The sequence below is a fragment of the Vibrio gigantis genome (assembly GCF_024347515.1).
Classification (GTDB): Bacteria; Pseudomonadota; Gammaproteobacteria; order Enterobacterales; family Vibrionaceae; genus Vibrio; species Vibrio gigantis.
Genome location: NZ_AP025492.1, coordinates 512,719 through 538,238, shown reverse-complemented (window position 1 = coordinate 538,238; position 25,520 = coordinate 512,719). Strand labels below are relative to the sequence as shown.

Below are 25,520 nucleotides of genomic sequence, written 5' to 3'. Positions count from 1 at the left end.
TCATATAGCGACAAGTTACCACTCACGGCAGATGAGCAATAACGAAACACAAGATTGTAACCTATTCCAAATATTCATCATTTAGTTACCGCAGAATAACAGACATAAAAAAGCCCACTCCGAAGAGTGGGCTTTGAGCATTTATATCCGCTTAACAGCGATACACTTTGGTCAATTAAGCTTGAGAAGCTTTAACCTGAGCGTGTAGCTCTTGAACTGAAGTTACTGACGTCTTCGCGTCTGCAGTGTGCGCCATACATGTCGCAAATGCAGCATTTAGCGTCGTCGTGTAGTTAACTTTCTCAGCCAATGCACCACGGCGAAGTACTTTAGAATCTTCAATCGCTTGACGACCAGCAGCTGTGTTCACGATGTACGTGTACTCGTTATTCTTGATACGGTCAAGAATGTGAGGACGACCTTCGTGTACCTTGTTTACTAGACGTGGGTTGATGCCCGCTTCGCCAAGGATAACCGCAGTACCGTGAGTTGCATCTAGCTGGTAACCAAGCTTAGATAACTTAGATGCTAGGTCAACAACACGCTCTTTGTCGCCTTCGCGAACAGAGAGCAATGCACGACCGCCTTCAGGGTAGATGTGACCACAACCCAATTCAGCTTTAGAGTATGCTTCTGCGAATGTCGCGCCAACACCCATAACTTCACCAGTAGAGCGCATTTCTGGGCCTAACAGTGGGTCAACACCAGGGAACTTGTTGAATGGAAGTACAACTTCTTTCACTGAGTAGTAAGGTGGGATGATTTCTTTCGTAAAGCCTTGAGACTCTAGAGATTGACCAGCCATTACACGAGCAGCAATCTTAGCAATCGGTGCACCTGTCGCTTTAGAAACAAATGGAACGGTACGTGCTGCACGAGGGTTAACCTCGATTAGGTATACTTTGTTATCTTTAACAGCGAACTGTGTATTCATTAGGCCACGAACACCCAACTCAAACGCTAGCTTTTCAACTTGCTCACGCATGACATCTTGAATTTCATTGCTAAGCGTGTAAGCAGGAAGAGAACATGCTGAGTCACCAGAGTGAACACCCGCTTGTTCGATATGCTCCATAATACCGCCGATAACAACGCGCTCACCGTCACAAATCGCGTCAACGTCTACTTCAACGGCGTCATCTAGGAAGCTATCAAGTAGTACTGGAGATTCGTTTGACACGCTAACTGCTTCGTTGAAGTAACGACGTAAGTCTTGCTCATCGTATACGATTTCCATCGCACGACCACCAAGAACATAAGAAGGACGTACAACCAATGGGAAGCCAATTTCGCGAGATTTTTCTACCGCTTGCTCCATTGTTGTTACTGTTGCATTCTCAGGTTGTAGAAGGCCAAGACGGTCTACAGCAACTTGGAAACGCTCACGGTCTTCTGCACGGTCGATTGCGTCAGGGCTCGTACCGATGATTGGTACGCCAGCCGCTTCAAGAGCACGAGCCAGTTTAAGTGGCGTTTGACCACCGTACTGAACGATAACGCCTTTTGGCTTCTCAACGCGAGCGATTGCTAGTACGTCTTCTAGAGTTACCGGTTCGAAGTACAGACGGTCAGACGTATCGTAGTCTGTAGAAACTGTCTCAGGGTTACAGTTAACCATGATAGTTTCGTAGCCATCTTCACGTAGCGCTAGTGATGCGTGTACACAACAGTAGTCAAATTCAATACCTTGGCCGATACGGTTTGGACCGCCGCCTAGAATCATGATTTTTTCTTTGTCTGTTGGGTTTGCTTCACACTCGTCATCGTAAGATGAGTACATGTAAGCCGTATCTGAAGAGAACTCAGCAGCACACGTATCTACACGCTTGTATACCGGGTGGATATCGTATTGGTCACGTAGACGACGGATTTCGCTTTCCGCTACACCTAGAATCTTAGATAGGCGCGCATCAGCAAAACCTTTACGCTTAAGCTTGTTTAGCTCGTCTTTGTTTAGACCAGCAAAGCCTTTCGCTTTAAGTTCTTGCTCTAGTTTAACGATGTCTTCGATTTGAACTAGGAACCAACGGTCGATTTGCGTCAGGTTGAATACACCGTCTACCGACATACCAGCACGGAATGCGTCAGCGATGTACCAAATACGCTCTGCGCCAGCTTCTTTAAGTTCGTGACGGATAGTCGTTAGAGCATCTGGTGCGTCTAGGTCTACCATTTCGTCAAAACCAGTCGCGCCAACTTCTAGGCCGCGAAGTGCCTTTTGTAGAGATTCTTGTTGGTTACGGCCGATAGCCATAACTTCACCAACAGACTTCATTTGCGTCGTTAGACGGTCGTTAGCACCTGCAAATTTCTCGAAGTTGAAACGAGGAATCTTAGTTACTACGTAGTCGATTGTTGGTTCGAATGATGCTGGCGTTGCGCCACCAGTGATGTCATTCATTAGCTCGTCTAGCGTGAAACCAACAGCCAGTTTCGCTGCAATCTTAGCGATTGGGAAACCTGTTGCTTTAGAAGCTAGTGCTGAAGAGCGAGATACACGTGGGTTCATCTCGATGATAACCATACGGCCATCTTTTGGGTTGATACCAAACTGTACGTTTGAACCACCGGTTTCAACACCAATCTCACGCAGTACTGCTAGAGATGCGTTACGCATTAGTTGGTATTCTTTGTCTGTCAGCGTTTGAGCTGGAGCCACGGTGATTGAGTCACCCGTGTGAATACCCATTGGGTCGAAGTTTTCAATCGCACATACGATGATGCAGTTGTCGTTTTTGTCACGAACCACTTCCATCTCATACTCTTTCCAACCGATAAGTGATTCATCGATTAGAAGTTCGTTTGTTGGAGATAAATCTAAGCCACGACGACAGATTTCTTCAAATTCTTCTTTGTTGTAAGCGATACCGCCACCAGTACCACCCATCGTAAACGATGGACGAATGATACAAGGGAAGCCAACCATGTCTAAAACTTTATAAGCTTCTTCCATCGTTTTCGCTGTATCAGCAGTTGGACACTCAAGGCCAATAGCTTTCATTGCTTTATCGAAGCGTGAACGGTCTTCTGCTTTATCGATAGCGTCAGCCGTTGCACCAATCATCTCTACACCGAACTCTTCAAGAACACCGTGCTTTTCTAGGTCTAGAGCACAGTTCAATGCTGTTTGGCCACCCATTGTAGGTAGAACTGCATCAGGCTTCTCTTTAGCGATGATGTTACGCACAACTTCCCATTGGATAGGCTCAATGTAAGTTGCATCAGCCATGTCAGGGTCAGTCATGATTGTCGCTGGGTTCGAGTTTACAAGAATAACTCGGTAACCTTCTTCGCGAAGTGCTTTACAAGCTTGAGCACCAGAGTAATCAAACTCACATGCTTGACCGATAACAATCGGGCCAGCACCTAGAATTAGAACACTTTTAATGTCAGTACGTTTTGGCATTATCTACTACTCCGGATTACGCTGTGTGCTGTTTAATTAATTCAATGAAGTGGTCGAATAGCGGTGCCGCATCTTCTGGACCTGGGCTTGCTTCTGGGTGACCTTGGAAGCTGAATGCTGGTTTATCTGTACGGTGAATACCCTGTAGAGAACCATCAAATAGTGATTTGTGAGTTGCACGCAGTGTCTCTGGAAGGGTCTCTTCGTCAGCAGCAAAGCCGTGGTTTTGCGAAGTAATCATCACAACATCACGATCTAAATCTTTAACCGGGTGGTTTGCACCGTGGTGACCAAACTTCATCTTCACTGTCTTAGCGCCTGACGCAAGAGCAAGAATCTGGTGACCTAGACAGATACCGAAAATTGGTAAGCCTTTTTCTAGGAACACTTTTGTCGCTTCAATTGCGTAAGTACATGGTTCTGGGTCACCAGGGCCATTTGAAAGGAAAACACCGTCTGGGTTCAGAGCGAGTACTTCTTCAGCAGAAGTTTCAGCTGGAACAACCGTTAGGCGGCAGCCGCGGTCAACAAGCATTCGTAGGATGTTTCGTTTTGCACCGAAGTCATAAGCAACAACGTGGTATGGCAATTCAGAGTCTGCTTTCGCTTCAGGAAGTCCACCCGTAAGCGTCCACGAACCTTGTTTCCATTGATACGCTTCTTTTGTTGTAACTTCTTTCGCAAGGTCCATACCTTTCAGGCCAGGGAATTCTTTTGCTTTAGCTAGAGCCAAAGCTTCGTCTAAATTGTTGCCAGCTACGATACAACCGTTCTGAGCACCTTTTTCACGAAGAATACGTGTCAGCTTACGAGTATCGATATCAGCGATACCAACAACGTTTTGCGACTTAAGGTAATCAGAAAGGGATTGTTCATTACGGAAGTTAGAAGCGATTAGAGGGAGATCGCGAATCACAAGGCCTTGAGCGTGGATTGAAGAAGATTCTTCGTCTTCGGAATTGGTTCCGGTATTGCCAATGTGAGGGTAAGTAAGAGTAACGATTTGTTGAGAATAGGAAGGATCAGTGAGGATTTCTTGGTACCCCGTCATCGAGGTATTAAAAACGACTTCACCAACTGCAGAACCTACAGCGCCAATGGCTTCACCGTGAAATACTGTCCCATCTTCTAGGACGAGTAGTGCTGACTTCTTCAAGACAACCTCCAGAAATAAAAATGCATTAAAATTGATTTAATTTGCAAATCTACCTTCCTGCAACACCAAAAACTGCGTGTTTATGGAAATTAGACAAATTGGCGGTATTTTAGTGATCTGCGTGATACGTGTCAACATTTAACGCAAAAGAAATTAAACATTTGTAAGGACTAATCCAATTTACACCATCAAAGCTTCAAAAGTTCAACTTTCATGCTCATTTAAACCGAATATTATGATTTTCTAATTTTCACCCCTCATTTTAGCTAAGCATAGAGTAACAAAAATATCAGCAGCAAAACGCAAACGATAAATACAAAGAGAAAACATGATAATTTAAAGATCTAAAATAGAAAGCACACCAAAGCCAACATAAACAACACTTAAACCAAGGGGAAATGACGAGAATAAGAAAGTAAAAGGAGGATCGTAGAAGAGAGATTACAGTGAAAAAGGTACTAAATAAAGAAAGCGCCGGCAGTTGCCAGCGCATAAATATCTATTTACAGATCGTTCAAACCAAGGACATCAGTCATGGTATAAAAGCCAGCAGGTTTGTCATTTAACCAAACTGCTGCTTTGATTGCACCATTAGCAAAGGTCATTCGATCTGTGGCTTTATGAGTAATTTCTACTCGCTCACCGATATCAGCAAACATAGCGGTATGCTCGCCAATAATGTCGCCAGCTCGAATTGTCGCAAAACCAATCTCATCTTTTGTACGCTCGCCAGTAATGCCTTCACGTGACCACACGGCCACATCATTTAGCTCATTGCCCATCGCACCAGCAATCGCTTCGCCCATGCCAATCGCAGTACCAGAAGGTGCATCGACTTTATGACGATGGTGAGCCTCGACGATCTCGACATCACAATAATCGCCCATCACTTTAGCGGCCTTCTCTAGCAGCTTAAATACCAGGTTCACACCGACACTGTAGTTAGGTGCCATTACGATAGGCATCTCTTTTGAAGCGGCATCAATCACCTGCTTCTCTTCTTCAGAGAAACCCGTCGTACCGATGATCAGCTTTTTACCGTGACGTTTACAAAGTTCAATATTCGCTAATGTGCTAACAGGTGCAGTAAAATCGACAATCACATCAAACTCTTCGATGGCTTTAGACAAGTCATCCACTAGAGCAACATCAAAACGACCTTCACCGCATAACTCGCCAACATCAACGCCGACCAAAGATGACTCTGGACGCTCTGAACCAGCACCAACACTTGCTTCTGAATTATGATGAGCGGCTTTCACCAAGTTGCGCCCCATACGGCCCGCTGCTCCTGCAATTGCAATTCTTACCACTGCGAATATCTCCATTGTTTTGGTTACCGTTGCCACTTATCTCTTGCAGCAACGTTCAATCGATTAATCTCTTTAAACTAACAACAATCTCAAACTCAGGCTAGCAATTACGAAAACTCTTTTATTACTCGCTCTAAAATTGGCACATTTGCCTCTGGGAAGGCGTATTGATTCAATGATTCTAGGCTTACCCATTCACCTTGTTGACCTTCTTTGCCATAAGGCTGCAGTTCAAAGTCGGTCACCAGGATGAAATCAAACTTAAGCGACTTATCCGTATAGTCAAATTCAAGGTGCTCAAACAGAGACTGTTCAGTCACTTTAATACCAATCTCTTCATCAAGCTCACGAGTCATTGCTTGTTCAATGGTTTCGCCCGCTTCTACCTTACCACCAGGAAATTCCCAGAAACCGCCCTTGTGTTTATCGTCCGGGCGCTTTGTGATAAATACCTGTGACTTATCTTGATTGAAGATAATGCCCGCTACAATGTGGATTCTTTTCATTGATGGTGTTCCTTTCTATATCCGTTATCGCCAACTCATCTATGAAATGATGTCATCCTCAAGAAGGAGGAACGACTGAGTTGGGGATCTAAAACAACGTGAGCCTAACTAAACGAGATTCCCTACTGCGCTCGTTCCTCGCTATAGGGAATGACGACTTCCTTGCATAACAAAGTAAGCCATGAAATTTACATACAAAAAGAGCCGCCTAAGCGACTCTTTTTATCATTAAGTTTTGTGAAGCTAAGCTGTAACGTGGTGAGTGCGAGGAGGAGGCACGGAGCTTACGTTAGTAAGTGAGTACCTCCGACACTGCAATCATCTGTTACAGCAACGATTCACCAAACTTAGTCAATTTTACCGTGACACTGTTTGTACTTCTTGCCGCTTCCACATGGACATGGTTCGTTACGACCCACTTTACGCTCATCACGTACTACCGTTTGTGGAGATGCAGCTTCAGCTTCATTGTCGCCTAGCTGGTTTTCAGCCGTTGCATGTTGTGCTTTTGCACGACGCGCCGCTTCTTCAGCTTGGGCTTGACGTTGCGCTTCCATCTTTTCAACTTCTTCTTGTTGCTGAACGCGAACTTTAGAAAGAATGGTAACAACGTCTGTTTTTAGTACATCTAGTAGGCCTTCAAACAGTTCAAACGACTCACGCTTGTACTCTTGTTTCGGGTTCTTCTGAGCATAACCACGTAGGTGGATACCTTGACGAAGGTGATCCATCGCAGCCAAGTGCTCTTTCCAAAGACCGTCTAGCGTTTGTAGCATCACAGACTTCTCGAAGTTACGCAGTACTTGAGCACCAACCACTTCTTCTTTCTGTTTGTACGAATCAACCGCCATACCTAGGATTCGTTCACGCAATGCTTCTTCGTAAAGCTTGTCGTCTTCGTCTAACCAACCTTGAATATCAAAGTCTAGATCGAAGTCATTCTTCAGACGATCTTGCAGACCAGCGATATCCCACATATCTTCAAGAGATTGAGGAGCAATGTACTCATCAATAACCGAAGTAAACACGTCTTCACGGTTGTGTTCGATCATTTCGCTGATGTCGTCAGAACTCATCAGTTCGTCACGAAGCTCATAAACCACTTTACGTTGGTCATTCGCTACATCATCGTACTCAAGAAGCTGCTTACGAATATCGAAGTTACGACCTTCAACTTTACGTTGTGCTTTTTCAATTGAGCGAGAAAGCATCTTAGATTCGATCGCTTCGCCTTCGTCCATACCACTTTGGATAAGACCAGCCATACGATCCGATGTAAAGATACGTAGCAGAGAATCTTCCATTGATAGGTAGAAACGAGAAGAACCCGCATCACCTTGACGACCAGAACGACCACGTAGCTGGTTATCGATACGGCGAGATTCATGACGCTCAGTACCAATGATGTGCAGACCACCTGACTCAAGTACTTTATCGTGGATGATTCTCCAATCAGCTTTGATCTTATCGATCTGCTCTTTGGTTGGATTCTCTAGCTTCTCAACTTGTGCCTGCCAGCTACCACCTAACACGATATCGGTACCACGACCAGCCATGTTAGTTGCGATAGTTACCGCACTCGGCATACCAGCTTGTGCAACGATCTCTGCTTCCATTTCGTGGAATTTAGCATTTAGAACGCTGTGCTTAATTTTTGCTTTTTTCAGGGCGTTAGACAGTAGTTCAGACTTCTCGATAGAAACCGTACCAACCAGTGATGGCTGACCAGCTGCTACACGGTCTTTGATATCTTCAATGATCGCATTGAACTTGTCTTCTTCAGTACGATAAACCACATCTGGCATATCGTTACGAACCATAGGCTTGTTGGTTGGGATAACCACAGTTTCTAGGCCGTAGATAGACTGGAATTCGAAAGCTTCAGTATCGGCAGTACCTGTCATACCGGACAGTTTTTCGTATAGACGGAAGAAGTTCTGGAATGTAATCGATGCTAAAGTCTGGTTTTCATTCTGAATCTTCACACCTTCTTTAGCTTCAACAGCTTGGTGTAAACCTTCAGACCAACGACGACCTGGCATAGTACGACCAGTATGTTCATCAACGATAACCACTTCGCCTTCTTCAGTAACGATGTAGTCGACGTCTTTCTCAAACAATACGTGTGCACGAAGCGCTGCATTAACATGGTGCAATAGGCTGATGTTTGTTGGAGAGTAAAGCGTATCGCCCTCTTCCATCAGGCCGTTTTTCACCATTAGCTCTTCTACAAATTCTTGACCGTTTTCAGTCAGGTGAACCTGCTTCGATTTCTCGTCCATGGTGTAGTGACCTTCACCACGGTACTCTTCAGAATCTTCTTTATCTTGGCGCTCAAGGTTCGGAATTAACGTGTTAATACGCGTGTAAAGGTCTGAGCTATCTTCAGCAGGACCAGAGATAATAAGTGGAGTACGAGCTTCATCAATTAAAATTGAGTCAACTTCATCGACAACAGCGAAGAAGCGTTCACGTTGAACACGATCTTCAGCACGGAAAGCCATGTTGTCACGTAGGTAGTCGAAACCAAACTCGTTGTTTGTTCCGTATAGGATATCCGCTTGGTACGCTTCTTTCTTCTCTGGTGGAGCCATGTTTGGCACGTTCACGCCAACGGTCATACCAAGGAATTCAAATAATGGGCGGTTTGTTTCCGCATCACGCTTCGCGAGGTAATCGTTCACCGTTACTACGTGAACACCTTTACTAGGTAGGGCGTTAAGATAAGCTGGTAGGGTCGCTGTAAGAGTCTTACCTTCACCAGTACGCATTTCTGCAATTTGGCCAGCATTTAGAACCATGCCACCAATCATTTGCACGTCAAAGTGACGCATGCCGTAAACACGCTTAGACGCTTCACGTACCGTAGCAAATGCTTCAGGTAGAAGTTGGTCTAGCGATTCACCTTTATCTAAGCGCTCACGAAACTCAACCGTTTTAGCTTTTAGCTCTTCGTCTGAAAGTGCTTCAAACGTTGGTTCGTAGTTATTAATTTCTTTTACAATTTTTCTAAGGCGGCGCAGTGTTCTGTCATTGCGACTGCCAATTACCTTTGTCAGCAGCTTAGTAATCATGTGCTTGGAATCTCTTCGTTCTCAGATCGTCCGCGATCTATTTTAAATGCCGTCAGTCTCTACTAGCTATGAACTAGTCTTCAGTTACTAACCAAGGATACTGAGATAAATCTAGTATCTTTGATATTGTACTTGAGAGTAGAGTTTTCAAGGCTTGAGTTAAAATTAATGCCCTTTAGTGTAAGTAATTTTCACACTAACGACCATTTATAACCCCATTTGTTTGATGTGCTTGGAACTTTTCTTTCTAATTGCTGACGGATTAGCCAGACTGTAGCTCATTGGTAGACAACTTTCGGATGTTGACGACACTGTATCTGGAAAATAGATACAAAAAAACCAGGTCAATGACCTGGTTTTCGAAATCTTATATTGTTGTAAACAACAATTACGCTAGAACCATTCCTGGCTCAGCAAATGCAACAGGAGAGCCTACTTCTTCTTCGAATGTTGCCCATTCCCAAGCTTCTGCGTCAGCAAGTACTGCACGTAGTAGTTGGTTGTTTAGGCCGTGACCTGATTTGTATGCACGGAACTCACCAATAATAGCGTGTCCACACATGTAAAGGTCACCAATCGCATCCAATACTTTGTGAGTTACGAACTCATTGTCAAAACGTAGACCTTCTTCATTAAGAATTCGGTATTCGTCTAGAACGATAGCATTATCGAAGCTACCGCCAAGTACTAGGTTTTGAGATTGTAGATACTCAATATCGCGCATGAAGCCGAAAGTGCGAGCGCGAGAAATCTCTTTCACAAAGCCTTGTGAAGAGAAATCAAACAACAAACGTTGCTCATCAGATTCAATTGCTGGGTGGTTAAAGTCGATCTCAAAGTCCATACGGAAGCCGTTAAATGGAACAAACTCTGCCCACTTATCGCCATCTTCAAAACGGATAGGCTTTTTGATACGAATAAAACGTTTCGCTGCATTCAGTGTTTCCACACCCGCTTGCTGTAGCAAGTATACGAATGGGCTTGCGCTACCATCCATAATTGGGATCTCAGGAGCATCTACTTCAACAATAATGTTGTCAATGCCCATGCCCGCTAGAGCTGCGTTAAGGTGTTCCACTGTAGAGATACGTACGCCTTCGTCATTAACAAGAGCTGTACATAGCATAGTGTCACGAACTGACGCTGGATCAGCTGGGAAATCTACAGGTGGATTTACATCTGTACGACGATAAACAATGCCTGTATTTGCAGCTGCCGGGCGAAGAGTAAGTGTGACTTTACGACCAGAGTGGAGACCCACACCAGTTGTTTTCACAATTTCTTTCAGAGTACGTTGTCTGATCATCTGCTTGCCTCGTTATCAGTGCTACAAATCACGGCCAGTATTTACCGACCGCGAATTTTACCATTAATTCGACAATAGTCAAATTTTGGGTATTTGTTAATCAGCCTGACGTCGTAAGAATGCTGGAATATCTAAGTATCCACTCTCTTTCTCAGCCTTAGGTGCTGCACTTTGGCTAGCGCCTGTACCTGAAGAAACAGGTGACGTTGTTGGCTGCGGTTTAACTTGAGGTTTAACCTCAGTTTTTTCTTGCAATGGCTGTGCCACTTTCTCTTCCACTTTTGGTGCAGTTTGAGCCGCTACCTGTGGTTGAGGAGTTGGTGCAACCTTAGCTTTACCACCAGCAACTAATGTAATGTCTGGTTTTTTCTCTGTGCCGATACCTGTTGCAACAACAGTTACACGGATTTCATCCGTCATATCAGGGTCAAGAGAAGTACCAATCACAACTGTTGCGTTATCAGATGCGAATGCCTTAACTGTGTTACCTACTGTTTCGAACTCATCTAGACGCATATCTAGGCCCGCTGTGATGTTCACAAGAACGCCACGTGCACCAGCTAGGTCGATGTCTTCTAGTAGTGGGCTAGAAATTGCCGTTTCAGCAGCTTCTTCAGCACGGTCTTCGCCTTTTGCGATACCGCTACCCATCATTGCATGACCCATCTCAGACATTACGGTGCGAACATCCGCGAAATCGACGTTAATCATACCAGGGCGCGTAATTAGCTCAGCGATACCTTGTACAGCGTTTTTAAGTACATCATTTGCACTTGCGAAAGCTTCAAGCAGTGTTACGCCGCGACCAAGTACTTTAAGTAGCTTTTCATTTGGAATCGTAATTAAAGAATCCACATGCTTAGAAAGCTCTTCGATACCTTGCTCAGCAAACGCTAAACGCTTTTTGCCTTCAAAGCTAAATGGCTTAGTTACAACAGCAACCGTTAGCACACCCAACTCTTTCGCAACTTCAGCAATAACTGGAGCAGCACCTGTACCAGTACCACCGCCCATACCAGCTGCGATAAATACCATATCGGCGCCAGTTAGAACTTCTTTAATTCTTTCTCGATCTTCGAGAGCTGCATCACGGCCTACTTGTGGGTTTGCACCAGCGCCCAAACCTTTAGTGATATCACCACCAATTTGGATCACGCTGCTCACGCTCGTTTTACGAAGTGCTTGTGCATCAGTGTTAACACTGATGAATTCTACGCCTTCGATTGACTCACGCACCATGTGCTCAACAGCGTTACCGCCACCGCCACCAACTCCAACGACTTTAATTACTGCATCGTCAGACATTTCCATCATCGGTTCAAACATGTGTTATCTCCGTTTTTTCCTGCAACTCAGGTTAAAACTCTTTTTGTATCCAATTACGCAATTTACCAAACAAACCAGACATAGAAGGTGCTGAACGCTTAGGTTCGCTGTAATCACCCTCATCACTGATCTGACAATCTCTTGCGTAATGAAGTAAACCAACCGCCGTAGAATGATACGGCTCTTTAACATAGTCAGTTAAGCCACTAACTTCTAACGGCTTACCAACTCGAACTTGATTGCGGAAAACACGTTCCGCACACTCTACCAATCCGTCAATTTGTGCCGCTCCACCAGTGAGAACGACGCCAGCTGCAAGGTGGTGTTTAATACCTTCATCTCGTAGCTGTAATTGAACCGTATCAATAGTTTGGTTAACGAGCCCCATAAGTTCAGTGTAACGTGGTTCAATCACTTCCGACAAAGTTTGTCGTTGCAAACTTCTCGATGGGCGACCACCAACACTTGGGACGTTAACAGAGTCATCCTTGCTTACGAGTTCACTCAGAGCGCAACCATGGTTTACTTTTATCTCTTCAGCATCGCTCACTGGCGTGCCGAAAGCGAAGGCAATATCACTGGTTACTGCATTTCCTGCGTAGGAAAAGACTTCTGTGTGTCGCAGTGCGCCGCCAGTCCAAATGGAAATATCCATCGTACCTGCACCGATATCTACTACACACACTCCAAGCTCTCTCTCGTCTTCAGTAATTACCGCATTGCTTGAGGCAAGTCCTGAAAACACGATGTGTTCTACTGTGAGACCACATCGTTCAACAGCTTTAATAATGTTTCTCGCCATGTCGCTATGGCAAGAAATTAGGTGAACACTGACTTCCATTCGAACACCAGATAAGCCAAGTGGGTTCTTAATCCCTTCTTGATAATCAATGGTAAATTCTTGCGGGATCACGTGCAGAATTCTCTGCTCATCACCTATTTTAATTGATTTCGCGGTATGGATCGCTCGATCCATATCGTCTTGAGACACCTCTTCATCAGAGATTGTGCCCATGCCTTTTTCAATTCGGCTTGCGATATGTTTGCCCGATAGCGAGATAAATACATTGCTGATTTGGCATTCCGCCATCAACTCTGCTTGATCAATAGCTCGCTGAACTGACTTAACTACCGACTCTAGGTCGTTTACACCACCTTTATCCATACCTCTGGATGGGCTTTGCCCAGAACCAATGATATTGATTTGACCATCAGGCAATATTTCACCAACCAGAGCTGATATGGTCGCAGTGCCTATATCAAGACCAACGATTATGTTGTCATCTGCGGTCTTAGTCATCTGTGCTCTCTTCTAACTCTTGCTCTGGAAACCAGCCTACAGCGGCTCCCGTATCATACCTGAGGTCGATGTAGCTCACTTGATTCGCTTTACTACCGAGTTCGTTGTAAAGCGAAATGAAGCGTTCAACACGCTCATCTAAAGAATCTTTACCTAGTTCTAAACGGATACCGTTATCTAGGATTATTTGCCAAGCGCGACGCTCATTAAGAACGAGAGAGGTAACGGTTAACCCTAGACTGTTAATCAGAGGGGTTATCTGTCGCCACTTTTCTATCACTTCTTGGCTGGTGCCGTCTGGGCCATAAAGCTTAACTCTATCGCCCTTTAGCAGGCCGATATCACCATTAAACACTTGACCATCGTCATTCAGCAGCATGTTGCCGTTCCAGATTGCTGCTGCATGGTACTCAGTCAAAAATACTTTTATTGTGTCTGGCCACTGCTTACGAATGGAGACCACTGAAACCCAAGGTAACGCTTCTAAACTGTCTTGCAACACACCGATGTCTTGCGACATAAATGTTCCAATGTGCTCTAGCTCGCCAAAGGCATGTTGAACATCACCAGCGGTTACGTAAGTTAAGTCACCTTGAAGTACTATTTTGGAGAGAGGCAATCGCTGATCGTCCCACATCCAAGTCAGCGTGGTATAGAAAAGAAACCCAATGAATAGCAATACCATGACAAAAAAAGACCCGCCTAAGGCGTGTTTCTTGAGCGACGGTAAACTGAATAGGTGGCGGTTTTCGCTAAAAGTACTTTCTACCAAAGCCCGCATTCCCTGTCGTTGGTTCGCAATTCTATTCCCTATCTTCGTAATAGAGGTAAAAGCACTTACTTTAACCTATGAATTATACTGAGCAAAATCAAACTATCAAACGTTGATAATAAGATTTTTGGTCAATTTTAGGTCAATCGCAAGAAGTGAGCGATTGACCACAGTCTGTAGACAGTATTCTGTTACGCGTTCTGCATTTTATTAATGTCTAACTGTAACGATTCCAACTGTTTTGCTACTCGACCAACATCACCTGCACCCTGTGTTAAAACAAGGTCACCGCCTTGAATTACGTTAGCTAAAGCCGATGGCAGCGCGTTGATATCTGCAACAAAGATTGGGTCTATCTTACCACGCCCACGAATAGTTCGACTTAGCGAACGTCCGTCAGCCCCTGCAATCGGTTTCTCACCTGCTGAATACACATCTAATAAGATTAAGACATCAACTTGTTCAAGAACGTTCGCAAAATCATCATATAAATCACGCGTTCGACTGTAGCGGTGTGGTTGGAAGATCATCACAAGACGTTTGTCAGTCCAGCCACTTCGTGCAGCTTGGATAGTCACATCCACTTCCGTTGGGTGATGACCGTAATCATCGACCAACATCGCCACACCTTTACCCGTTTCGTACTCACCAAGATGATCGAAACGACGACCAGTACCTTCCGTTCCCGCCATCGCTTTTAGAATAGCTTCATCGCTGATGTCATCTTCCGTTGCAACAGCAATCGCAGCTGATGCATTCAGTGCATTATGACGGCCTGGAATGTTCAATGTAATATCAAGGTTAGCTTTACCTTCACGCACCACCGTGAACTTACCTTGCTGACCTTCCTGTACATAGTTCTCAATGCGAATATCTGCGTCTTCTGAGAAGCCGTAAGTAATTACTTGACGACTTACCTGAGGGATAAGCTCACGTACAACTGGATCGTCTACACACATCACAGCTTGACCGTAGAACGGTAGGTTGTGTAAGAAATCAATAAACGTCTGCTTTAACGTTTCGAAGTCGCCGCCATAGGTATCCATATGATCCGCTTCAATGTTAGTTACAATACTAACCATTGGTTGCAGATGTAAAAATGACGCATCACTTTCATCAGCTTCAGCGATAAGGATACGGCTTGAACCTAAACGTGCGTTAGTACCCGCACTTTTGACCAAACCACCGTTGACGAAGGTTGGATCTAGGCCTGCTTCCGAGTAAATCTGAGTCACTAGCGCTGTAGTGGTCGTTTTACCGTGCGTACCAGCAACAGCAATACCATGACGGAAACGCATCAACTCAGCCAACATTTCAGCACGACGAACGATAGGTGTACGCGCTTCACGAGCGGCAATAATTTCTGGGTTTTCTTCGTTGATAGCGGTTGATACCACCACCACACTTGCATCGGCAACGTTACTTGCTTGGTGACCAATGTAAACGGTCGCGCCCTTGCTAACTAAACGATCAGTCACTGGGTTTTGAGCAATATCAGAACCTGTGATTTGGTAGCCTTCATTTAGCAAGACTTCAGCGATCCCACTCATGCCTGCACCACCAATACCAATGAAGTGGATAGATTTAACACGGCGCATCTCTGGCACCATTGCACGGATTTGCGCTAAGTCTTGGGTATGTTCAATCGTCATCAATTCAATCTCATTATTTTGCTAAAGCTTTAATTGCTTCAGCGACGGTCACATCAGCATCAAGCTTGGCTGCTTGACGAGCTTTTGTTGCCATCATTTTTAATTCATTTCTATCAAGCTGAGCGATAGTGCTCGCTAGCTTATCAGCCGTCAGTTGAGGCTGTTCAATCATTAACGCAGCGCCACATTCAACTAAGTGATCGGCGTTGAGCGCTTGCTGTCTGTCTTTGTGCATAAACGGAACGAAGATAGAACCCACACCTGCTGCAGACACTTCAGATACGGTTAATGCACCTGAGCGACACACTAATAGATCTGCCCATTTATAAGCTTGCGCCACATCATCAATAAATTCAGTCACTTGTACATTATCTACAGAATGTGATTTGTATTGTTCAATAACTTGTTGTTGACTGTTCTTACCCGCCTGGTGCATTACAGTGAAGCCCTCACCAAGCTTCGCCATAGTTACGGGCAAGGTATCGTTCAGAATTTTCGCGCCCTGACTGCCGCCCATGACCAAGATACGGATGTCACCATCACGCTCAGCCATACGTAGCTCTGGTTCAGCTAAGGCAACAACATCTTCACGTACTGGGTTACCTACGACTTCTGCAGTAGGGAAAGCACCAGGAAAAGCTTGAAAAACCTTTTTAGCAATCTTAGACAGCCACTGGTTGGTTAAACCAGCCACTGCGTTTTGCTCATGCAGTACCACTGGAATACCAGACAACCATGCCGCGATACCGCCAGGACCACTTACGTAGCCGCCCATACCAAGCACCACGTCTGGCTGCCATGCTTTGATGTGCTGCCTTGCTTGAAGTATGGCATTGATAATCTGGAACGGCGCTTTAATTAGCTTGCTAATACCTTGACCGCGCAGACCTTTCACTTCGATGAAGTCGATTTCAATACCATGCTTTGGCACTAAATCCGCTTCCATTCTGTCTGCGGTTCCTAACCAGCGAATCTCCCAACCTTGCTGCTGAAGCTTTTTAGCCACCGCTAGCCCTGGGAAAACGTGGCCGCCAGTACCACCAGCCATCACTAAAAGTTTTTTGTTTTGTTTCATCACGTTAGATTCTTATTCTACTAATTCGTTTTGATTGTCGGCTTGTTCTTTTTGTTGTATCCGGCACTCGTGATCAATACGCAGCAACATAGAAACCGCCACCGACATCACGATAAGACTTGAACCACCATAACTGATCAACGGTAAGGTTAAACCTTTAGTCGGTACAATACCTGAAGCTGCGCCTACGTTAACAAGCGTTTGAAAAGCAAACCAAATACCAATACCAAATGCCAGATAACCACTGAACACTTGGTCGTTTTCAAAGGCCTTTTTGCCAATAAAAATGGCTTTAAAAACCAAGCTAAAGATCAGCATGAGTACTAAGGTTACACCGACGAAACCGAGTTCCTCAGCCAATACAGCAAATACAAAGTCGGTATGCGCTTCCGGTAGATATTCGAGTTTTTGAATTGAGTTGCCAAGCCCTTGTCCCATCCAGTCACCACGACCGAACGCCATTAATGATTGAGTTAATTGGTAGCCACTACCGAACGGGTCATTCCAAGGTTCCCAGAATGAGGTCACACGTCGAACACGATAGGGTTCTATAACAATCAAACCGACGACCGCGGCAATACCAGCCACCATCAAAGCGATAAACTGTGAAAGTTTAGCACCAGCAATGAATAGCATTCCAAATAGGGTAACTAGCATTACGACGACTGTACCTAAATCGGGCTGACCAAGTAGCAACACAGCAAAGGCGCCGAACACCATGATCGGTTTACCAAAACCACCGAAGAAGGTTTTTCTCACTTCATCTTGTTTACGAACCAAATAGCCCGCCATAAAGATAAACAGCGATAACTTGGCGACTTCAGCCGGCTGTAAATTAAATAGCCCCAGAGGGATCCAACGTGATGCACCATTGACGGACTTACCAACTGCTAATACCACGACTAGCAAAAAGAAGGACAAGCCCAGTAGATACATACTGTATTGAAACCAGCGCTGCATCGGGATTTGTAATATGACACTGGAGACTCCTAACGCCAACACAAGGAAGATGGCATGACGGAACATAAAGTGAAACGGCTGATCGGTTAAACGAGCACTGATAGGAAACGAAGCCGACGTTACCATCACTAAGCCCGTAAGCATCAGTCCCAGAGCAATCCATACCAATTGACGATCATAGAGCGCCTCTGGTGTAGCACGGTTGAGCCACTGCCAAATAGATTGATTGATCTCTTTCACTCTTAGCACTGAATGTTAGTCCTTCAACACGTTAGGCATACTCATGAGCAAGTTCAGTGAACGCATCACCTCTTGCCATGAAGTTATTAAATTGATCAAAGCTAGCACACGCAGGAGACAACATCACCATATCACCGGCAGCTAACTGCTTTGAGATACTCTCTATGATGTCACCCATGGTTTCAAACGTCTTAGCTGATGGGTGTAACGGCATAAAGTGCGCTGCATCCTCACCAAAACAACACAGTTGAACATGGTCTAGCTGAGACAGCACGGGCTTAAGTTCACTAAAGTCGGCCCCCTTACCTACACCGCCAACCAAGAGATACAAAGTACCTTGGTACTCTAAACCGGACAGAGCGGCCAACGTGCTAGCTACGTTGGTTGCTTTGGAGTCATTAACCCATTTGATTCCGCGCTTGTCAGCCACCACTTGGCAGCGATGCGTTAAACCGTTGTAAGCTTTCAATGCTTCAAGGCTTTTGCTGTAATCGATGCCAACTTGCTTCAGTAACGCTAAAGAGACTAACGCATTCGCCACATTGTGACGTCCAACCAATGTTAAATCTTGAGTAGGAAGTACTGGCTTTCCGGTGTCCATTAACCATTCAGTGCCATCAATCGTCGCAACACCAAACTCTTGGTCATCGAGTCCAAATGTCACCAATGGCATCTTATGATCAGGATAAGTCTGTTTGTCTTCGCGATTAACAATCGCACACTGCGCGTTATTGAAGATTCTTAACTTAGCCTCGCGATAATCAGCCATACCCTGATAGCGATCCATGTGATCTTCTGACAGGTTCAAAAAGGCCGCCGCTGCAAGATTTAGACTGGACGTTGTCTCTAGCTGAAAGCTTGAAAGCTCAAGGACATACAAATCAGCATCAAGCTCAAGAAGGTCTAAAGCCGGAATACCAATATTGCCACCGACACCAACGTTAAGGCCAGCGGCTTTAGCAAGCACGCCAGTAAGGTCAGTCACGGTACTCTTGCCATTTGAGCCTGTAATCGCCACAACGGGTTTATTCACCGCCCAGCCAAACAACTCGATGTCACCGACGACAGGCGTTCCCGCTTGAACAACATCTTGAATTTCAGGGGTTGCTAAGGCGATACCTGGGTTAGCTACCACTAAATCAGCCTCAGCCAACCATTGAGTATTCCAGCTTCCAGAATGCAGCTCTACCGATTCAGGCAAAGACTCTCTGCCCGGCGGTAGTTCTCGCGTATCAATGACCTTCACATGAGTGTGAGGCTGATATTTTACGAGATGTTTAACGACAGAGAGCCCGGTAATACCGAGCCCCACAACCACTACATTTTGAATATTTTGCCAACGTTCCATTTAAACAAGATGCTCTTAATAGTTTTCAAGAGCCTCTATGACAGAGGCTCGCATAGGATTAACGAACTTTCAGTGTCGCTAGGCCAACCAATACTAATACCATTGAGATGATCCAAAAGCGCACGATTACGCGCGGTTCAGGCCAGCCTTTAAGCTCATAGTGGTGGTGAATCGGTGCCATACGGAAAATACGTTGGCCACGCAATTTGTAAGAGCCTACCTGCAGGATTACTGACAAGGTCTCCATTACAAACACACCGCCCATGATAACCAGTACCAACTCTTGGCGAACTAACACAGCAATCACACCCAGTGCTCCACCCAGTGCTAAAGAGCCAACATCGCCCATGAATACTTGTGCCGGGTAGGTGTTAAACCATAGGAAACCTAGGCCGGCACCAACGATAGCAGTACATACTACAACCAGTTCAGAGGTGTATGGGATGTATGGAATGTGTAGGTATGCCGCGAAGTTAACGTTACCCGTCGCCCAAGCGATAACAGCAAAACCAGCCGCAACCATAACCGTTGGCATGATCGCCAAGCCATCTAGGCCATCCGTTAGGTTTACCGCGTTACTGGTACCCACAATAACAAAGTAAGTTAGTACAATGTACAGTAAACCAAGTTGTGGCATCACGTCTTTGAAGAAAGGAACAACCAATTGCGTTGCAGCGGTGTCGTGTCCGTGAGCATACAGAGCAAACGCCACAACCAATGCAATCGCTGATTGCCAGAAATACTTCCAACGCGCAATCAAGCCATCTGTGTTCTTACGAACGACTTTACGGTAGTCATCAACAAAACCAACGGCGCCGTAGCCAGCAAGCACTGCCAATACCGCCCAAACGTAAGGGTTTGAAAGATCAGCCCACATCAATACTGTGATAATGATGGCAGCAAGGATCATCATGCCGCCCATGGTTGGAGTACCACGTTTGCTGAAGTGAGATTCTGGGCCATCGTTACGAACAACTTGGCCAATTTGTAGCATTTGCAGACGCTCAATTAAACGAGGTCCCATCCACAGCGACAGACATAAAGCGGTCAAAATACTCGCGATTGCACGAAACGATAGGTATTCGAACAAACGGAAAAAAGAAAAGTGTGGCTGTAGTAGCTCTGCAAGCCAAATTATCATGAAAAGTTCTCCTTTAAAGCAGCGGCTATTTTACTCATTCCTGCACTATTCGCGCCTTTTACCAACAAGGTATGTGACGCGTTTTCTGGCAAGCATAAGTGCTGCTCTATGTGCGCGATCATCGCTTGATGCGTTGCAAAGTGAATCCCATTACAGACTTCACTAATCACCTTGGTATCATCACCGTAAGTGAGTACATGCTCAAAAGCGAATGGGGCAGCATATTCACCGACTTGACGGTGAAGTGCAAGGCTTTCGTCGCCTAATTCGGCCATATTGCCTAAAATCAACCAACGTTGACCTTTGAAGCTCGACAGCAATTTAGCTGCAGCTTTCATTGCCGGTACGCTGGCGTTGTAACTGTCATCTATCAGCTTGATATTCTGACTTAATTGTTGAACCTCAACTCGACCTTTAACCGAGATAAGGTTCGCTAAACCGCTTTTTATTTCCTCAAGCGTGGCACCAAATTGAGTGCTTAACGCTGCAGCCGCCAACGCATTTGCTACGTTGTGCTGACCAATAATGCCAAGTTCGACATCAATGGCACCTTGCGGAGTCTGCATATCAAAGCAAGCTTCACCTTGCTCATTGATGAGAATATTAGTCGCAAAATAATCTGCCTTGTCATCACTCTCTGAAAAGGTCAGCACTCTTTTATCTGCAAGTACGCCATTCCAAAAGTCGCCACCGTTGCTCTCTAGATTAACAATAGCAGTATCACCAGCAGCAAGCCCCTGAAAGATTTCACCTTTCGCTTGCTTCACGCCATCGATAGAACCAAAACCTTCTAAGTGCGCTGCAGCGACATTGTTCACCAAAGCAACTTGTGGTTTCACTAGCTGAGTGGTGTAGGCAATTTCACCGATATGGTTCGCGCCTAATTCGATCACCGCATAGTCATCACTTGGCTGACTGCGGAACAAGGTTAGTGGTACACCAATGTCATTATTGAAGTTACCAGCAGTAAACAACACCTTGCCACGTTGCTGCAAAATACTCGCAACCATCTCTTTTACTGTCGTCTTGCCGCAGCTACCGGTAATCGCCATAGTTGGAACGTTACATTGCTCGTGAATCCAAGCACTTAGCTGACCTAAAGCAAGTTTAGTGTCTTCAACAACAACTTGAGTAATATTTAGGTCAAGTTTTCGTTCAACTAACAACGCGCTCGCATTGGCCTCAACAGCCTGACCACAAAAATCATGCGCATCAAAACGCTCGCCAACGAGAGCAACAAACAGTGCACCTTCTTCAACGGTTCGAGTGTCAGTAGAAACCGCATTAATGACACTATTGTTCGATTTGCCAGCCTCAATCAGCTGACCATTCACCGCTGAGAAAATTTGCTCAAGTGATACATCAATCATTATGAAATACCTAAAAGTTGTAGCGCAGACTCTCGATCTGAGTAGTGAATCGTTTCGTCTTTCAATACTTGGTAATCCTCATGACCTTTGCCAGCCAAAAGAATAATGTCATTGCTGGCAGCCTGCTCTAGGGCAAACTTAACCGCTTGATAGCGATCGTGTTCGACAAACGCAGATTCAGGTTTGCTTAAGCCTGCGAGCATGTCTTTAACAATCAAAGCAGGATCTTCGCTGCGAGGGTTGTCATCTGAAATAATAATGTTGTCGGCGAACTGCTCTGCAGTTACCGCCATCATTGGACGCTTACCATTGTCACGGTCACCACCACAGCCAAAGATAGCCCAAAGCTTTCCAGAGCAGTGAACTCGCAGTGCTGCTAATGCTTTTTCTAGAGCATCTGGTGTGTGCGCGTAATCGACGACTACTTTTGCTTTGTTCGGAACTTGGAACAGCTCCATACGACCAATAACCGGTTGAAGCTGAGGTGCTGTGTCGATCAAAGTTTGCTTATCGATGCCCAATGAAAGCAGAGTCGCGAAAGCAACCAACACATTTGATGCGTTGAACTGGCCAATTAAAGGAACCGAAAGCTGACCTTGCCCCCAGCTACCATCAAAGGACATCTGAATACCTGTTTCTGCATAAGCGACATCAGATGCCCACACCGAATGTTGGTAACCAGACAACGGAAGCAATGACACGGCTATCGAATTAGACAAATCTGACATCCACGCTTTGCCGACTTCATCATCAACATTAATCACGGCGTGTTTACACTTATGCTCAGTAAACAGGCTCTTCTTAGCCAGTGCGTACTCTTCCATCGTACCGTGATAATCAAGGTGGTCACGGCTCAGGTTAGTAAAGACACCAACCTCAAAATCCAACGCTTTTACTCGGCCTTGAACCAAACCATGAGAAGAGATTTCCATCGCGGTATAAACGGCGTTTTCTTCAGCCAACTCACTCAGCGTACGCTGTATTTCAATCGCACTGCCTGTGGTATTCGCCGCTGTTTTTAGATTATCTAAGAAGCCGTTACCTGTAGTGCCCATTACCGCAGAGCGTTGACCGACTAGGTCTAGCCATTGAGCAATCAATTGAGTGATGGTGGTTTTGCCATTGGTGCCAGTAACGCCAATCAGTTTGCTCGCTTTAGAAGAATAAACTCGGCCAGCCAGTTCAGAGAGAATTGAATTTAGCTCTGAGACATAAACAACAGGTACTGCATTTAACCACTCAACCAAGCCATGAAGTTTGTCATCACCCGCTTGTGCAAGGACGGCTTTCGCACCCTGAGCGACGGCTTTGTCGATAAACCGACGACCGTCGACAGCATGTCCGATTACGGCAACAAAAACATCACCTGTCTTGATGGCTCGGCTATCTAACTCCAATTGCTCAACAGCAATCGCATCTAGCTCAGAAGAGCTGAAATCTCCCCAAGGAGAAAGTAAAGATGACAGCGTGAGGCTATTACTCATATTGAATCCTGATTGGCTCTATTCTTGAAATTTGTTTTCATCAGCAGGGACATTGAGAATTTGCAGTGCTCCCTTCATGATTTCAGAAAAAACGGGGGCTGCGACTGAACCACCATAGTAAAGGTCACCCTGGGGCTCATTGACCACAACAACTAGCGCCACTCTTGGGTCACTCACAGGAGCAAAACCTGCGGTAATCGCAATGTACTCATCACTGTATCCGCCCGCTTCAGCCTTACGAGAGGTACCCGTTTTGGCTGCAACTCGGTAACCCGGCACAGCTGCTCTTGTTGCCGTACCACCTTTTTGAGTCACCCCTTCTAGCATATTCAACACCAGCTCCGCGTTCTCGCGCTTGATGATCTGCTTAGAAAAATCTTGGTCGTTACTCTTAATAATATGAATCGGTTCATACATGCCTTTGTTGGCTAACGTCGCATAGGCATGTGCCAACTGCATCGGCGTCACAGACAAGCCATAGCCAAATGCTAATGTCGCAATTTCAAACTTTGACCAACGACGTCGATTTGGGAAAATACCGCTCGTTTCACCGATTAAATTCAGCCCTGACATCTCACCCAAACCAACTGAGCTGTACATCCCAAGTAAAGCATCTAAAGGCATATTAAGTGCCAACTTCGCGACACCGATGTTACTCGACTTCTTGAGAATCAAGGCTAAGTCAGCCTTACCCACTTTAGAAGAATCTCGTACGCGGCTACCACCGATCTGCATGATGCCATTGCCAGTATCAATAACGATATCGGGGTCTGCGGTGCCGTTCTCTAACGCTGCCAAAACCACAAACGGTTTTACCGTAGAGCCGGGCTCCATTGCGTCAGTGAGCACGCGGTTACGCATCTTGAAGCTTTGCAAATCAGCACGATTGTTCGGGTTATAAGAAGGTGCGTTCACCATAGCCAAAACAGCACCGGTTTTTACATCAAGTAATACCGCCGAGCCTGACGTCGCCTTATGATCCGCCACCGCCTGTTTTATAGCTCTGTAAGCAATCGCTTGTAATCGTTGATCGATGGTTAATTCGAGTGGTTTACCTTCTTCACGCTCTTCTAAAGCAATGTTTTCAACAACGCGCCCGTAACGATCTTTACGGATGGTTCGCTTACCTGCCTCGCCCGTAAGCCATTTATCGTAGCTACGTTCAACGCCTTCTAGGCCATGACCATCGATTCCAGTCACCCCGATAAGGTGTGCACTGACTTCGCCTGCAGGGTAGTAACGTCGAGATTCCGCTTTCAAGCCAACACCCACCAGCTTTAGCTCTCGAATATACTTAGCCATCGCAGGGCTAACTTGTCTTTGTAGATAAATGAATCGACGGGATTTGTTGCTAGAGATCTTGTCGATCATAGATTGACGTTCCAGGCCAAGTACATCGGCTAACGCATACCAACGATCAATTTGAGCCATGCCATTTTTATCGAAAATGGTCTTAGGATCGGCCCACACGGCTTCAACTGGAACACTCACAGCAAGCGGTTCGCCATTGCGATCGGAGATAATACCGCGAGCAGAAGGAATAGCCTTAACACGCACTGAACGAAGGTCGCCCTGACGAATTAAGTTATCTGGTTCAATAATTTGGATGTAAGCCACACGACCAACAAGTGCAGCAAAGGCAAGAAACACGAAAGCAATCACGACGTTAAAACGCCATTTAATCAGAATTGGATCCGAATCCTTTTCGCTCTTCACACGCTCTTTCGTTGATTTATTAACGGTTTTCGCGGGTGCTTTTTCCTTTTTACCGGTCATTTCAGTGTGATCACAACTTCTTTATCAGAGTCTGGACGTTTCATGTCTAGCTCTCGTTTTGCCGATGCCTGAACGCGGCTATGTTCAGCTAAAGCCGTCTCTTCAAGCATTAAATTTCGCCACTCATCATCAAGTTGTTCTCGTTCCACCAATGCCATGTCCTTTTGCGTTATCGCCTGACGTGACATATGTGTCGTAAGAACGACCCCCATCGCACTCGCAAAGATACAGATAAGAAGCATCAATGGGACCTTGCCCACTGAAATCAAATCAAAAAATATAATCTTGGCTAAGTTAGGTTTGGAGGTCTTCATT

At 45.4% G+C, this 25,520-nt stretch carries 18 protein-coding genes; all 18 read right to left on the bottom strand.

Annotated elements, in window-relative coordinates:
- Positions 1–175: 175 nt before the first annotated feature.
- Positions 176–3,406 carry a carbamoyl-phosphate synthase large subunit gene (carB, locus tag OCV56_RS02445; protein WP_086714218.1) on the bottom strand — a complete coding sequence of 1,077 codons (3,231 nt, stop codon included), beginning with the start codon at positions 3,404–3,406 and terminating at the stop codon, positions 176–178.
- A 16-nt stretch (positions 3,407–3,422) separates the two neighbouring features.
- The gene (carA, locus tag OCV56_RS02440; protein ID WP_048609692.1) at positions 3,423–4,562 is read right to left on the bottom strand and encodes a glutamine-hydrolyzing carbamoyl-phosphate synthase small subunit; all 1,140 of its coding nucleotides are present in this window, start codon (positions 4,560–4,562) and stop codon (positions 3,423–3,425) included.
- A 503-nt stretch (positions 4,563–5,065) separates the two neighbouring features.
- Positions 5,066–5,890, bottom strand: coding sequence for a 4-hydroxy-tetrahydrodipicolinate reductase (gene dapB / locus OCV56_RS02435; RefSeq protein ID WP_026084086.1), 825 nt, complete (start codon positions 5,888–5,890; stop codon positions 5,066–5,068).
- A 92-nt stretch (positions 5,891–5,982) separates the two neighbouring features.
- Positions 5,983–6,381, bottom strand: coding sequence for an 8-oxo-dGTP diphosphatase MutT (gene mutT, locus OCV56_RS02430; RefSeq protein WP_086714219.1), 399 nt, complete (start codon positions 6,379–6,381; stop codon positions 5,983–5,985).
- 347 nt (positions 6,382–6,728) lie between these two features.
- On the bottom strand, positions 6,729–9,455 hold the full coding sequence (secA, locus tag OCV56_RS02425; RefSeq protein ID WP_061019049.1) for a preprotein translocase subunit SecA: 2,727 nt from the start codon (positions 9,453–9,455) through the stop codon (positions 6,729–6,731).
- Between the two features lie 388 nt (positions 9,456–9,843).
- Positions 9,844–10,761: a UDP-3-O-acyl-N-acetylglucosamine deacetylase gene (gene lpxC / locus OCV56_RS02420; protein WP_010434751.1), complete on the bottom strand. Its 918-nt coding sequence runs from the start codon at positions 10,759–10,761 to the stop codon at positions 9,844–9,846.
- A gap of 96 nt (positions 10,762–10,857) precedes the next feature.
- Positions 10,858–12,087 (bottom strand): cell division protein FtsZ, encoded by a 1,230-nt coding sequence (ftsZ, locus tag OCV56_RS02415; RefSeq protein ID WP_017059291.1) that lies wholly within the window; start codon positions 12,085–12,087, stop codon positions 10,858–10,860.
- A gap of 31 nt (positions 12,088–12,118) precedes the next feature.
- A complete protein-coding gene (gene ftsA / locus OCV56_RS02410; protein ID WP_017056050.1) occupies positions 12,119–13,387 on the bottom strand; it encodes a cell division protein FtsA in 1,269 nt (422 codons plus the stop codon).
- Positions 13,380–14,072 carry a cell division protein FtsQ/DivIB gene (locus tag OCV56_RS02405; RefSeq protein WP_017629344.1) on the bottom strand — a complete coding sequence of 231 codons (693 nt, stop codon included), beginning with the start codon at positions 14,070–14,072 and terminating at the stop codon, positions 13,380–13,382. Before OCV56_RS02405 ends, ftsA begins: the two co-directional genes overlap by 8 nt.
- Positions 14,073–14,350: 278 nt before the next feature.
- Positions 14,351–15,811 (bottom strand): UDP-N-acetylmuramate--L-alanine ligase, encoded by a 1,461-nt coding sequence (gene murC / locus OCV56_RS02400; RefSeq protein WP_017059288.1) that lies wholly within the window; start codon positions 15,809–15,811, stop codon positions 14,351–14,353.
- A gap of 13 nt (positions 15,812–15,824) precedes the next feature.
- Positions 15,825–16,886, bottom strand: a complete 1,062-nt coding sequence (murG, locus tag OCV56_RS02395; protein WP_086714220.1) for an undecaprenyldiphospho-muramoylpentapeptide beta-N-acetylglucosaminyltransferase — start codon at positions 16,884–16,886, stop codon at positions 15,825–15,827.
- Positions 16,887–16,898: 12 nt separating this feature from the next.
- Positions 16,899–18,095, bottom strand: coding sequence for a cell division protein FtsW (gene ftsW / locus OCV56_RS02390; RefSeq protein WP_086714221.1), 1,197 nt, complete (start codon positions 18,093–18,095; stop codon positions 16,899–16,901).
- 22 nt (positions 18,096–18,117) lie between these two features.
- Complete coding sequence (gene murD, locus OCV56_RS02385) at positions 18,118–19,434, bottom strand: UDP-N-acetylmuramoyl-L-alanine--D-glutamate ligase (protein WP_086714222.1); 1,317 nt, start codon at positions 19,432–19,434, stop codon at positions 18,118–18,120.
- 58 nt (positions 19,435–19,492) lie between these two features.
- The gene (gene mraY / locus OCV56_RS02380; protein WP_086714223.1) at positions 19,493–20,575 is read right to left on the bottom strand and encodes a phospho-N-acetylmuramoyl-pentapeptide-transferase; all 1,083 of its coding nucleotides are present in this window, start codon (positions 20,573–20,575) and stop codon (positions 19,493–19,495) included.
- On the bottom strand, positions 20,572–21,945 hold the full coding sequence (locus OCV56_RS02375; RefSeq protein WP_086714224.1) for a UDP-N-acetylmuramoyl-tripeptide--D-alanyl-D-alanine ligase: 1,374 nt from the start codon (positions 21,943–21,945) through the stop codon (positions 20,572–20,574). Before OCV56_RS02375 ends, mraY begins: the two co-directional genes overlap by 4 nt.
- Positions 21,945–23,429 carry a UDP-N-acetylmuramoyl-L-alanyl-D-glutamate--2,6-diaminopimelate ligase gene (murE, locus tag OCV56_RS02370; protein ID WP_086714225.1) on the bottom strand — a complete coding sequence of 495 codons (1,485 nt, stop codon included), beginning with the start codon at positions 23,427–23,429 and terminating at the stop codon, positions 21,945–21,947. The genes OCV56_RS02375 and murE overlap by 1 nt, the downstream gene beginning before the upstream one ends.
- Positions 23,430–23,447: 18 nt before the next feature.
- Positions 23,448–25,205, bottom strand: coding sequence for a penicillin-binding transpeptidase domain-containing protein (locus OCV56_RS02365; protein WP_086714226.1), 1,758 nt, complete (start codon positions 25,203–25,205; stop codon positions 23,448–23,450).
- A complete protein-coding gene (gene ftsL, locus OCV56_RS02360) occupies positions 25,202–25,519 on the bottom strand; it encodes a cell division protein FtsL (RefSeq protein WP_086714227.1) in 318 nt (105 codons plus the stop codon). Before ftsL ends, OCV56_RS02365 begins: the two co-directional genes overlap by 4 nt.
- Position 25,520 lies beyond the last annotated feature (1 nt).